Below are 13,306 nucleotides of genomic sequence, written 5' to 3'. Positions count from 1 at the left end.
CCTGGTACCGACTGCCCGACCGCGACACCGCCGGCCCGCTGCTGGTCGTCTCGGCCGCAGGCCGCTTCGATCCGGGCGAGGTCGTGGTGCAGTGGGCCACCGATGCGCAGGCCGCCGAGAACAAGCCCGGCGGCGGAATCGGTTTCGCCGACGTCGGCGCCGCTCCGGCCTGGCGCAACCTACGCGCACCGCTGGCGGCCATCCCACGCGAGGCCACCCAGATCCGCCTGGTCGCCTCCGATGACGACCTGGCCCCACAGCACTGGATCGCCGTCACCCCGCCGCGGATCCCGCAACTGCGCACCCTGCAGGACGTGGTCGGCTCGCAGGACCCGGTGCTGCTGGACTGGCTGGTCGGCCTGGCGTTCCCGTGCCAGCGCCCGTTCGCGCATCAGTACGGCGTCACCGAGGTGCCGAAGTGGCGGATCCTGCCGGACCGCTTCGGGGCCGAGGCCAACTCGCCGGTGATGGACTACCTGGGTGGCGGCCCGCTGGGCATCTCCGAACTGCTGCTGCGGCCGTCGAGCGTGCCGACCTACCTGCGGGATGACTGGTTCCGCGACTGGGGCTCGCTGCAACGGCTCACGCCGTGGTACCCGGACGCCGAGCCGGCCCGTCTGGACCTGGGCACCGCGATCCGCAGCGGACTGTGGAGCCCCGCGCCGCTGCGGCACAGCTAGGACACAGCTGGGACACGTCTCCTGAGCCGGCGGCAGGGCGGACCGGGGCTCACATCCGGGTCGCATAACATCGAGCCTCGTGCCTTCCGATGAGACAACCGACCGTGTTGTGGGCATCGCCCGCCTGATCGCCGTCATCGCGGGCATCGCGGGTGTGGTGCTGTGCGCGCTGGTGCCGCTGCTGCCCGTCACCCAGACCACCGCGACCGTCCTGTGGCCGCAGGGCACCGACGCCGAGGGCAACGTCACCTCGGTGACGGCCCCGCTGGTGTCGGGCGCGCCGCAGTCCATGGACGTGTCCATCCCCTGCTCGGCGATCGCGACGCTGCCCGCCGAGGGCGGTCTGGTGTTCTCCACCATTCCGTCGGGCGGTATCGACGCCAGCCGCAACGGGTTGTTCGTGCGGGCCAACCCCGAAACCGTGGTGGTGGCGTTCCGCGACTCGGTGGCCGCCGTCGCGCCCCGCGCGGCGATCGACGCGGGTGGCTGCAACACGCTGCATCTGTGGGCCAACCTGGGCGGGGTCGGCGCGGACTTCGTCGGCATCCCCGGCGCCGCCGGTACCGCGGAGGTGGAGAAGAAGCCTCAGGTGGCCGGCCTGTTCACCGATCTGAAGGTGGCTCCCCAGCCCGGGTTGAGCGCCCGGGTCGACGTCGACACCCGGTTCATCACGTCCCCGACCCCACTGAAACTGCTGGTGATGGCGCTCGGAGTGGCGTGCGTGGCCGCCTCGATCCTGGCGCTGGCGGTGCTGGACCGCCGGAGCCGTCACCGCATTCGTCACGCCTGGCGCCGCTTCGTCAAGGTCCCGGTGGCGACCTGGATCGCCGACATCGGCGTCATCGGCGGCCTGCTGCTGTGGCACATGATCGGTGCCATCTCCTCGGATGACGGCTACAACCTGACCATCGCGCGGGTATCGGCCGACGCCGGGTACACCGCCAACTACTTCCGCTATTTCGGCGCCACCGAGGCGCCGTTCGACTGGTACCAGTCGGTCCTGGCCCAATTCGCGGCCGTCAGCACGGCCGGCGTATGGATGCGGGTGCCCGCCACCCTGGCCGCCATCGGCACCTGGCTGCTGGTGAGCCGCTGGGTGCTGCCCCGGCTCGGCCGTCGCGTCGCGGTCAACCGGGTCACCATGTGGACCGCGGGCGCGGTGTTCCTGGCCGCCTGGCTGCCGTTCAACAACGGCCTGCGCCCCGAACCGCTGATCGCCTTCGGGGTGCTCGCGGTGTGGGCACTCATCGAAAACACGATCGCAACCCGCCGCCTGTGGCCCACCTGCCTGGCCGTGATCGTCGCGGCCCTCAGCGTGACCCTGGCTCCGCAGGGCCTCATCGCCCTGGCCCCGTTGCTGGTCGGGGCGCGGGCCGTGGTCGGCATCATCCGCAGCCGACGCCTGGCCCTGCCCGCGGTGTCCGCGCTCGCCGGCTCGGCGGCACTGGTGCTCGTGGTGGTGTTCCGCGACCAGACGCTGGCCACCGTCGCCGAATCGGCCCGCATCAAATACACCGTGGGCCCGACCATCTCCTGGTACCAGGAGTTCCTCCGCTACTACTTCCTGACGGTGAAAGAAAGCGTGGCCTCCTCCCTCACCCGCCGGTTCGCCGTCCTGATCATGCTGCTGAGCCTGTTCGGCATGATCGCGGTGCTGCTGCGCAAGGGGCACGTGCCCGGGCTGGCCAGCGGCCCGGTCTGGCGGCTGCTGGGCACCACCGCGGCCGGCCTGTTGCTGCTGACCTTCACCCCCACCAAGTGGGCCGTGCAGTTCGGTGCCTTCGCCGGGCTGGCCGCCGCCCTGGGCGCGGTCACGGCGTTCGCCTTCGCCCTGGTGGGCCTGCACAGCCGACGCAACCTCGCGCTGTACGTGACGGCCCTGCTGTTCGTGCTCGCCTGGTCCACCTCCGGCACCAACGGCTGGTTCTACGTGGGCAACTACGGGGTGCCGTGGTTCGACCGCCAGCCGGTGATCGCCGGCCAACCCGTCACCACACTGTTCCTGTTCCTGGCGATCGTCACCGCGGTGCTGGCCGGCTGGTTGCACTACCGGATCGACTACGCCGGGCACACCGAGGTGGCCGACACCCGCCGCAACCGCGCGCTGGCCGCTACCCCGCTGCTGATCGTCGCGACCATCATGGTGATCCTCGAAGTCGGATCGATGGCCAAGGGCTTCGTCCAGCGCTACCCCGTCTACACCACGGCCAAGGCCAACATGTCGGCGCTGAGTTCGGGCTTGTCGTCCAACAGCTGCGCCATGGCCGACGACGTGCTGGTCGAGGCCGACACCAATGCGGGCATGCTGCAACCGGTTCCGGGCCAGGACTGGGGTGAGTACGGCCCACTCGGCGGGCAAGATCCGGTCGGTTTCAACCCGAACGGCATCAGCGACACGCTGGAGCCGCCGAAGCCCGTCGTCGCCAACCCCGGCACCGTCAACTCCGACGGCTCCCCCAACAAGCCCAACGTCGGCATCGCCTACGCCGCGGGCACCGGCGGCGGCTACGGCCCCGAAGGTGTCAACGGCTCGCGGGTGTTCCTGCCGTTCGGTCTCGATCCGGCCCGCACCCCGGTGATGGGCAGTTACAAGGAGAACACCGTGGCGGCCAAGGCCACCTCGGCCTGGTACCAACTGCCGCCCCGCACCCCGGACCGTCCGCTGGTGACGGTCGCCGCCGCCGGCGCCATCTGGTACTACGACGAGGAACACGAGTTCCATTACGGGCAGTCGCTGAAACTTCAGTGGGGCGTGCACCGCCCCGACGGCAGCTTCCAGGCCCTCGACGCGGTCCAGCCGATCGACGTGTTCTCCCAATACGCCTGGCGCAACCTGAGATTCCCGCTGGCATGGGCGCCGCCGGAGGCCAACGTCGCCCGGATCGTCGCCGACGATCCCAACCTCTCCGAGGACCAGTGGTTCGGCTTCACCCCGCCGCGGGTGCCGACCCTGCAGACCGCGCAGCAGTTCCTCGGCTCGCAGACCCCGGTGCTGATGGACATCGCGACCGCCGCGAATTTCCCCTGCCAGCGCCCATTCTCCGAACGTCTCGGTGTCGCCGAGCTGCCGGAGTACCGCATCCTTCCCAACGTCAAGCAAGTGGTGGTGTCGTCGAACATGTGGCAGTCCGCCCAAAAGGGTGGTCCCTTCCTCTTCATCCAGGCGCTGCTGCGCACGTCGACGATTCCGACGTATCTGCGTGACGACTGGTACCGAGACTGGGGCTCGATCGAGAAGTACAACCCGGTGGTGCCCGCCAACCAGGCGCCCACCGCCGTCATAGAACAAGGCGCCCAGCAGGTGTTCGGCTTCAGCCGGCCCGGACCGATCCGGGCGCTGCCATGAGCACGACCGATATCGCCACCGACAACAAAGTCCGGGTGACCCGCTGGGTCGCGATGATCGCCGGGCTCATCGGATTCGTGTGCGCGGTCGCCACCCCGCTGCTGCCGGTGGTGCAGACCACGGCGACGCTGAACTGGCCGCAGCAAGGTCAGCTCAACAACGTCACCGCACCGCTGATCTCCCAAACCCCGGTGTCGATGGACGTCACCGTGCCGTGCGAGCTGATCCGCTCGCTGCCACCCGAGGGCGGCATGGTGCTGGGCACCGCGCCCAAGGAGGGCAGGCAGGCCGCGCTCAACGCGCTGTTCGTCAACGTCAACAGCAAGCGCGTCGACATCACCGACCGCAACGTGGTGATCGCGAGTGTCACCCGCGAGAAGGCGAATTCCCCGGCCTGCGACCGGATCGAGATCACCTCGTCGGAGGCGGGCACCTTCGCCACCTTCGTCGGCCTGACCGGAACCGACGGTAAGGAGCTGCGCACCGGCTTCGCCGACCCGAACCTGCGGCCCCAGATCCTCGGCGTCTTCACCGAGCTGAGCGGACCGGCACCGCAAGGACTTTCGCTGTCGGCGACGATCGACACGCGGTTCACCTCCAAGCCGACCCCGCTCAAACTGGTCGCGATCCTGCTCGGCATCGCCGCCACCGTGGTGGCCGTGCTGGCGCTGTGGCGGCTGGACCGCCTCGACGGACGGCGCATGCAGCGCCTGGTCCCGTCGCGTTGGCGCACGTTCACCCCGGTCGACGTGGTCGTGGTCGGCGGGTTCCTGGTGTGGCACATCATCGGCGCCAACTCCTCCGACGACGGCTACCAGCTCCAGATGGCCCGGGTCGCCGACCATGCCGGCTACATGTCGAACTACTTCCGCTGGTTCGGTAGTCCCGAGGATCCGTTCGGCTGGTACTACAACGTGCTGGCCCTGATGACCCACGTCAGCGATTCAAGTATCTGGATGCGGCTGCCCGACCTGGTGTGCGGAATCGTGTGCTGGCTGCTGCTGTCGCGCGAGGTGCTGCCCCGGCTGGGCCCCGCGGTGATCGCCTCCAGGCCTGCCCTCTGGGCCGCGGGCCTGGTGCTGCTGGCCGCCTGGATGCCGTTCAACAACGGCCTGCGCCCCGAAGGCCAGATCGCCACCGGCGCCCTGATCACCTACGTGCTGATCGAGCGGGCCATCATCTCCGGCCGCCTCACACCCGCTGCCCTGGCGATCATCTCGGCGGCGTTCACCCTCGGCATCCAGCCGACCGGCCTGATCGCCGTCGCCGCGCTGCTGGCCGGTGGCCGCCCGTTGCTGCGCATCCTGGTGCGGCGTCACCGCACCCTCGGCGTGTGGCCGCTGGTGCTGCCACTGCTGGCCGCGGGAACGGTGATCCTGTGTGTGGTGTTCGCCGACCAGACCTTCGCAACGGTGTTGGAAGCCACCAGGATTCGGACCGCGATCGGGCCCGCCCAGGAGTGGTACACCGAGAACCTGCGCTACTACTACCTGATCCTGCCGACCGTGGACGGCTCGCTGTCGCGCCGGTTCGGCTTCATGATCACCGCGCTGAGCCTGTTCGCCTCGCTGTTCATCATGTTGCGGCGCAAGCGAGTTGCCGGCGTGGCTCGCGGACCGGTATGGCGGCTGATGGGCATCATCTTCGCCACCATGTTCTGCCTGCAGTTCGCCCCCACCAAGTGGGTGCACCACTTCGGCCTGTTCGCCGCCGTGGGAGCCGCGATGGCCGCGGTGGCCACCGTGCTGGCCGGGCCCGCGGTGCTGCGTTCGGCGCGTAACCGGATGGCGTTCACCGCGGCGGTGCTGTTCGTGCTCGCCTTGTGCTTCGCCAGCACCAACGGCTGGTGGTACGTGTCCAGCTACGGGGTGCCGTTCAACAACGACAAGCCCGCCATCGGCGGAATCACGGTGAGCGCCATCTTCTTTGCACTATTCGTGCTCGCCGCGTTGTGGGGGTTCTGGCTGCATTTCAGGCCCGGGAACGAGGGCAGGCTGACCCGGGCGCTCACCGCGGCTCCGGTACCGATTGCGGCCGGCCTGATGGTGGTGGTGTTCGTCGGCTCGATGCTCTACGGCGTGGTGCGGCAGCAGGGCACCTACTCCAATGCGTCGGCGAACCTGCGCGCGTTCGCCGGTGGCTGCGGCCTTGCCGACGACGTGCTGGTCGAACCCGACACCAACGACGGCTTCCTGACCCCTGCTCCTGGCGACTACGGCCCGCTGGGGCCGCTGGGTGGTACCGCGCCGACCGGGTTCACCCCGAACGGAGTGCCGGACCACATTGTCGCCGAGGCGATTCGGATCACGGTGCCGATGCCGGGCATCGACGCCGACTGGAATGCCCCGGTCCAGCTGGAGACGCCGGGCATCAACGGCTCGACGGTTCCGCTGCCCTACGGGCTGGATCCGGCCCGGGTACCGCTGGCCGGAAGCTACGCATCGGGCCCGGCGCAGCAGGAGAGCAAGCTGGCCTCGGCCTGGTACCAGCTGCCCGCGCCGGACGACGCACATCCCCTGGTCGTGGTCACCGCGGCCGGAACCATCACCGGCAACAGCATTTTCAACGGCCGCACCGAGGGCCAGACGGTCGAGATCGAGTACGGACGTCCCGGACCCGACGGCATCCCGGTGCCGGCCGGACGCGTGACGCCCTATGACCTGGGACCGATTCCGTCCTGGCGCAACCTGCGGTTCGACCGCAGCGAGATCCCCGCCGACGCGACGTTCATCCGGGTGATCGCCGAGGACAAGTCGCTGACCCCCGGCGACTGGGTCGCGGTCACTCCGCCCCGGGTGCCCGAGGTCAAGACCGTTCAGGAGTACATCGGCTCACAGCAGCCGGTCCTGATGGACTGGGCGGTCGGCCTGGCCTTCCCGTGCCAGCAACCGATGCTGCACGCCAATGGCGTCACCGAGATCCCCAGGTTCCGGATCACCCCGGACTACAACGCCAAGATGAAGGACACCGACACCTGGGAGGACGGCATCAACGGCGGCCTGCTGGGCATCAGTGACGTGCTGCTGCGCCAGCACGTGATGGCCACGTACCTGAACAAGGACTGGGGTCGCGACTGGGGCTCCCTGCGCAAGTTCGACACCATCGTCGACGCGACGCCCGCCGAGATCGAGCTGGGGACGGCGACGCACTCCGGGCTGTACAAGCCGGGGAGGATCCGCATCAAGCCGTAGCCCGGCCCGCACCTGCACCTGCACCTGCACCTGCACCTGCACCACGAGCGTGCGCGTCTGCTGCCCGACACACCGCTGACGGGCGACAGTTTGCGCACGCTCGTGGTGTTCAGGGCCGCTTCTCGGCGCGTCAGCCGATTCGCCGCTCCGCAGCGGTCACGAGCTTGCGGGACAGCGTCCCCAGCACCACGCGGAGCACCAGCCAGTAGCCCAGACCGACCACACGCCAACGGGTTTCGTAGCGCCCTCGCCACGTCACGTCGGTGCCGCCCGCGGCTTCGTCGAATGTCACTTCGGCCTGGTAGTCGCGAATCGGGCCGTCGCTAAGCATGGTGTAGCCGTGCCGTCGGCCCGGTTCATGGATGGTCGTCATCTCGCGAGCGGGCTGGCGCCGGGTGCCGACGGCCCGGACCGCCCCGACCCCGCCGTCGTCGGCCGGGCCCCGTGTCTCCCACGCCGAGTAGGCAATCAGGGGCTTCGCCCATTCGGACCAACGGGAGCCGTCGGACACGATCTCGAACAAGGTCTGGGGCGATGCCGTGGTGTGGCGGCGGATGACGCATTCGTAGCGGTTCACGGTTCGCGACTTTAACAGAACAGTGTTCTATTATGTTGGGATGCCGGAATCCGCCCGTCCTTTCCTGCGCGCACGCAACGACGCCCAGCGTCAGGACCGCTTGACCCAGCTGGTCGGCGCGACGCGCGAGTGCCTGTCCCGGACACCCGCGGCGACACTGACATTGGGCGACGTGGCCGCGGTGGCCGGTCTGGCCAAGTCGGGGATCCTCCGGCACGCCGGCTCACGCGAGGCACTGCTGCTGCGGGTCATGTACGACGAACACCTGGCCTGGATCGACACGCTGGCCGACGAACTCCCCACCGCCACCCCGGCGACGGCCCTGGCTCGCAGCCTGGCCGCGCGGCCGGTGCTGTGCGATCTGATCGCCGCCTCGCCGGTCCTCATCAATCGGCTCGGCGCTGATGAGCTCAATGTGCTGATGGCCCAGGCGCACGACGCACAGCAGCGGCTGGGCGCGGCGCTTCAACCGTCGCTGCCGTTGTCCGATGAGCAGCTGAGCGCGCTGACGGCGGCCATCCACGCATTCACCGGGACGGCCTGGGCATGGACGCGGCCGGGTGCAGCCGGTCACCACACGATCGTCACCGATTTCGAGTCCACGGTGCGCCGGCTGCTCGACATCTTCATCGCCGGCCTGCAGTCTTGAGGCATACCGGGGAACGCATGATCTCAGCCAACACGGCTGCCCTGTGGATAACTTGTGGATGGTTTTCGGTGCGTTTCACATCCCCGCTGCTCACAAGGCGCGTGACCGAATTACACGCNAAAGGGGCGTGCCAGAATTACACGCGTGTGGTTAGCACTGGGCGGTGACCGCCCACCGCAAACTGCGTCCGACCCACCGTGCCAGGGCGGTGAGGGCAACCGCCGCGGCGTTCGCGCCGCACATGCCGTGCGCACCGGGCCCCGGCGGGGTGGCCGCCGAACACAGATACATCCCCGGGACGCCGATTCGGTAGGGCTGCAGCGTAGTCCGCGGCCCGAACACCAACTGCCGGATGTCCTTGGCACCGGTGCAGATGTCGCCACCGACGTAGTTGGCGTTGTACACCGACATCTCGGTCGTCGACCGCACCGCCATCCCGACGATCCGGTCACGAAACCCGGGCGCGAACCGCTCGAACTGTCCGATGATCGCCTCGGTGGCGTCGCCGGTGTAGCCGTATGGCACATGGGCATACGAGTACACCGGGTTGATGCCACCGACCGACCGGCCGGGGTCGGCGACATACTGCTGGCCGACGAGTACGAACGGCCGCTGCGGCATCCGGCCGGCGTGGATCTCACGCTCGGTTGCCGCGATCTCGGCGAAATCTCCGCCCAGATGCACCGTGCCGGCCCGACCGACCCCGGGACTCGTCCACGGCACCGGACCGTCGACCGCGAAGTCGACCTTGAATGCTCCCGGGCCGTAACGGAATCCACTCAGGGCGCGGGAAACCCGCCGGGGCAGGCGATCGCCCAGGATGTCGGCGACGGCCGTGGGCGCGAGGTCGAACATCGTCACGTCGGCCGTCGGCAGCTGCTGGGCGGATGTGACGCGGACACCGGTTTCCACCTTGACGCCCAGCTCCGCCAGTACCGACGCCAGCGCATCGGTGATGGCTTGGGAACCGCCCTGCGCCACTGCCCAACCGTGCCGGTGCCCGGCCGTGATGATGCCGAGCCCGATTGCCGACGTCAGCGGGTAGTGCAGAGGGCGAAAGGTGTGTGCCGCAACGCCCCCGAACAAAGCCCGGGCCCGCTCCGTACGGAACAGCCGGGAGAACGCCGACGCCGGCAGCACCGTCGGCGCGCCGAACCGGGCCAGCGTCAACGGATGCTTCGGCACCCGCAACAGCGGACCCATGATGTCCTGCGACAGCGTGTCGAACCTCGCCGACGGCCCGCCGAAGGCCCGCCGCCACCGGCCACCGTCCGCGCCGAGTGCCTCGGCGGTCTCGTCGACGCTGCGGTACAGCAGGCCGGCGTCACCGCCGTCGAGCGGGTGCGCACAGTCGACCTCGGGCCATTTCCATTGCAAACCATGGCGTTCCAGCCCGAGGCCGCTGAGGAAGGCCGACCCGACCGCCATCGGGTGGATCGCCGAGCAGTGGTCGTGCACCAGACCCTCGACGATGCCCTGACCCGACCGTACCCCGCCGCCGATCACATCGGCGGCCTCCAGCACCGTGACGTCCAACCCGGCCGAGGCCAGCGTGATGGCCGCCGCGAGACCGTTGGGGCCGCTACCGACCACCACCGCGGTACTCACGCGTTGACTCCGGCGCGCCGCCATGTCACGTTCAGCGGGATCGGCCCGTTGGGCAGCCACGGCTGCTCGTCGACCAGATCCTCAACGTTCCAGGTGCCCCGCTCGATCACCCCGAGGGCCGCGTCAATCACCTTGTACTCCTGGGTCTTCTTGTGGATCGGTTGCGATTCCACCCATGCCACCACGAACTCGCCCGGTTCGAACTGTGCCTCGGTCTGGATCGCGGCGATCAGATCTTCATTGTGCAGGTGACCGTCCCCGAAGTTGAAGCCGATGATCGTGTTGCACGCCATCTCCCCTTCCCGCACGGTACGGGTATCGATGTCGGGCAGGCTGTTCAGCAGCACCGAGTACAGGCCACGGCCCTGGCTGTGCAGTGCGCGCCATGCGGTGACCTGCTGGGTGAACACCTCGGCCACCACCGGGTCCCAGCCGAAGGCGATGTACTGATCCACCGTGTTGGGCGAGGACCGGGTGACCCGGTTGAGTTTCTGCTCGGCTCCGGGAGTGAAGGTCCACACCGCCGAGGCCCAGTTGCCGGCGTACTGCCGCATGGCGGGCAGAAACGAGACCAGGTCCGGACGCAGGTTGCCCAGCACCGGGAAGAAGCACAATCCGACCAGCAGGGCGATGGTCAGCCACGGCGAGGACATGTCGGCGATCGCATAGCCGTCCCAGTTGGGGAAGCCGAGGAACAGGAACACCGTGGCGTAGGCGAACAGCACGTTCCATTCCACCGGAACCGCCAGCGGGAACGTCGAGATGATAAACAGGTGGAAGCACACCATGACCGCGGCCGCGCCTAACGTGAGCCAGGGCCACGGGGACAGCAGCAGCGTCAGCGGCGCGACGATCTCAACGAAACTGCCCGGCCCGTGTGCCATGAAGGTCGCCAGGTGCGAGGGACGCAGGTCGTGCGGATAGCTGCGGTAGTGCGCTCGCTTGAGCAACTTGACCGGGATGGTCGGGCTGTTGCTCACCATGGGCGGGATGACGTTGGTGAAATGCAGACCGAACTTCGAGATGCCGGCCCAGATCCACACCGTGCCGATCAGCAGCTTGCCCGCGACGATCATGTCGACGAACGGCAGCGTCGCGAAGAACAGCAGCGCGGGCAGGTACTGCTCGCCTCGAGCGGCCAGGAAGATCGTCTTGTCCCGCAGGCCGATGACGACCAGTAGCACCATCGGCACGATCAGCAGGGCCGGGTTCACCAGTCCGGACGTGTTGTCCGGTAATACCGCGCTCAGCGAACCGCTGTACACACCGGGCGCCGCGAGCGCCACCACTACCGTGGCGATCAACGCCAGGTACACGATGACGTCGAACCAGGTGCGGCGGTCACCGCCCGTGAACGGTACCGCCTTCCATGGCCGCAGCCGAATCGTGTTGAGCTTGGCCCAGAATCGGTAACCGCCGGTCATCGGCTTGGTCTTGCCGGCCAGCGGACCCCACGACCCGGCCAGCCCCAGGAGCTCCAGCAGGATCGTCCACAGGATCAGCTTCTGGTAGACGATCGGCTGATTCCACCAACCGGCCACATCCCAGAACGGGGGCAGATGAGATGTGGCGGTGGCGATCACGACGCCGCCGATCGCGTAGAAGAACACGAGTTTGACGATGTAGAGCACGTGGATCATGCGGGGCGCGCCCAGGCCATGGTCCGCCCACTTGAGGCTCATGATCCGCAGACGTTCCCTCAGCGGCAGGCGCAGAAACTCTTCGAGGTCGACGTCGGGCAGCGTCGGTTTGACGAATCCCATGACGGGCTCCTTCGGCTTTCAGGTGCGGGCGGCGAGGGTCTTACGCAGCGACGGCTTGTCGATCTTGCCGACGGGGTTCTTGGGCAACTCGGGGACAATCGTGATGTCCGCGGGCAGTTTGTATTTCGAGAGCGATGCGGCCAGGTGCTCGCGAATATGGCCGGCGTTCAGCTCCGCACCGGGATGCGGCGCCGCGAACAGCACGGGCTCTTCGCCATAGAGTGGGTTGGCCCGCCCGACCACAGCCGCCTCCGCGACCGCGGGCAGCTGGTAGACGACGGTCTCGATCTCCTTGGGATAGATGTTCTCCCCGCCGCGGATGATCATGTCCTTGGCGCGGTCCACCAGGATCAGATAGCCGTCCTCGTCGAAGCGGCCCACGTCGCCGGTGTGCAACCAGCCGTCGACGACAGTCTTCGCGGTCTCCTCGGGCCGGTTCAGGTAGCCACGCATGACGTTGGGGCCCTTGATGATCACCTCACCAACCGCACCTTGCGGCAACGGCGTCCCCGCACTGTCCACGACTCGGATCTCCTGACCGGGCAACGGGATACCGACCGTGCCTGGCTTGCGTTTGCCGTTGAGCGGGTTGCCGGTACTCGCGCACGAACCCTCGGACAGGCCGTAGCCCTCAATGATTCCCACGCCGTAACGCCGTTCGAACCGCTCGAGCAATTCGACGCTGGCCGGGGCCGCGCCACACACCGCGAACCGCACCGAGCTGGTGTCGGGCCGTATCTCGGGCGACAACCCGGCCAGCATGGTGTAGATCGTCGGGACGGCGGAAAAGTATGTCGCGCGCGTGCTTTCGACCCGCTGGAAGAACGTGGCGGGGTCGAACCGGCCTGCGATGGTGGTCCGGCCCCCGGCAATGAGCGGAGACAGCGTGCTCACCACGATCCCGTTGACGTGGAACAGCGGCAGGATCAGCAGGCTGTGGTCGGTATCGGTGAGTTCGAAGCCCTCGACCACCATGGCGCACATGGCGTCGACGTTGGCGTGGTCGAGCATGACGCCCTTGGGCCTGCCGGTGGTGCCGCTCGTGTAGATCAGGAGGGCCAGGGCATCGTCGGCGGTCTCGACGGGAGTCACCGGCTCTGGCTCGGCGACCGCCAGCGCGTCGAGCGTCAAGACCGGAACGTCGGCCTCGACCAGGTCGTCGACGACGAGCACCGTGGCCCCGGCGTCGGCGACCTGGTGGGCCACCTCGGCAGCCACCAGGGTCGGGCTGATCGGCGTCACGGCGGCACCCAGGCGCCAGGCGGCGAAGAGCACCACGACGAACTCGACGCGGTTGGGCAGCCTGAGCGCGACGACATCGCCGGACCCCACGCCGACCGCACGCAACGCGGCCGCGGCGCGGATCACCGCGTCGAGAAGGCCGGCGTTGTCGAGGTCCAGGGCGTCATCGGCGACAGCGGGCGCTTGCGGGGCCGAAGCGAACCGGCGGTCTGGCAAGGAGGCGAGGGGCATGACACGAAGGTAGGAATCT

8 protein-coding genes are annotated in these 13,306 nt (G+C 68.5%); 4 read left to right on the top strand and 4 right to left on the bottom strand.

Annotated features, from left to right (window positions below; translation table 11 throughout):
• The 3 genes from BN4332_RS34635 to BN4332_RS24760 form a co-directional block, all read left to right on the top strand.
• Positions 1-680, top strand: a 680-nt coding sequence (locus BN4332_RS34635; protein ID WP_235654189.1) for an arabinosyltransferase C-terminal domain-containing protein, incomplete at its 5' end; no start/stop codon positions are given.
• A 79-nt stretch (positions 681-759) separates the two neighbouring features.
• Positions 760-4,026, top strand: a complete 3,267-nt coding sequence (locus tag BN4332_RS24765) for an arabinosyltransferase domain-containing protein (RefSeq protein ID WP_066902119.1) — start codon at positions 760-762, stop codon at positions 4,024-4,026.
• The gene (locus BN4332_RS24760; RefSeq protein WP_066902118.1) at positions 4,023-7,217 is read left to right on the top strand and encodes an arabinosyltransferase domain-containing protein; all 3,195 of its coding nucleotides are present in this window, start codon (positions 4,023-4,025) and stop codon (positions 7,215-7,217) included. The genes BN4332_RS24765 and BN4332_RS24760 overlap by 4 nt, the downstream gene beginning before the upstream one ends.
• Before the next feature lie 130 nt (positions 7,218-7,347).
• Here the strand turns inward: BN4332_RS24760 and BN4332_RS24755 are convergent, their stop codons facing one another.
• Positions 7,348-7,794 (bottom strand): SRPBCC family protein, encoded by a 447-nt coding sequence (locus BN4332_RS24755; protein ID WP_066902117.1) that lies wholly within the window; start codon positions 7,792-7,794, stop codon positions 7,348-7,350.
• A 40-nt stretch (positions 7,795-7,834) separates the two neighbouring features.
• On the opposite strand from BN4332_RS24755, the gene BN4332_RS24750 reads away from it, so the two are divergent.
• Positions 7,835-8,443, top strand: coding sequence for a TetR/AcrR family transcriptional regulator (locus tag BN4332_RS24750; RefSeq protein ID WP_066902116.1), 609 nt, complete (start codon positions 7,835-7,837; stop codon positions 8,441-8,443).
• A 150-nt stretch (positions 8,444-8,593) separates the two neighbouring features.
• Here the strand turns inward: BN4332_RS24750 and BN4332_RS24745 are convergent, their stop codons facing one another.
• The 3 genes from BN4332_RS24745 to BN4332_RS24735 are packed head-to-tail and all read right to left on the bottom strand — an operon-like array spanning position 8,594 to position 13,287.
• Positions 8,594-10,051: a phytoene desaturase family protein gene (locus tag BN4332_RS24745; RefSeq protein ID WP_066902124.1), complete on the bottom strand. Its 1,458-nt coding sequence runs from the start codon at positions 10,049-10,051 to the stop codon at positions 8,594-8,596.
• The gene (locus BN4332_RS24740) at positions 10,048-11,814 is read right to left on the bottom strand and encodes a DUF3556 domain-containing protein (protein WP_066902115.1); all 1,767 of its coding nucleotides are present in this window, start codon (positions 11,812-11,814) and stop codon (positions 10,048-10,050) included. Before BN4332_RS24740 ends, BN4332_RS24745 begins: the two co-directional genes overlap by 4 nt.
• An 18-nt stretch (positions 11,815-11,832) precedes the next feature.
• Positions 11,833-13,287 (bottom strand): class I adenylate-forming enzyme family protein, encoded by a 1,455-nt coding sequence (locus tag BN4332_RS24735; RefSeq protein WP_066902123.1) that lies wholly within the window; start codon positions 13,285-13,287, stop codon positions 11,833-11,835.
• Positions 13,288-13,306 lie beyond the last annotated feature (19 nt).

Origin of the sequence: Mycolicibacterium houstonense (assembly GCF_900078665.2) — a bacterium.
Lineage (GTDB): Bacteria > Actinomycetota > Actinomycetes > Mycobacteriales > Mycobacteriaceae > Mycobacterium > Mycobacterium houstonense.
The sequence above is the reverse complement of the archived record's forward strand: the minus strand, read 5'-3'. Positions and strand labels throughout refer to the sequence as shown.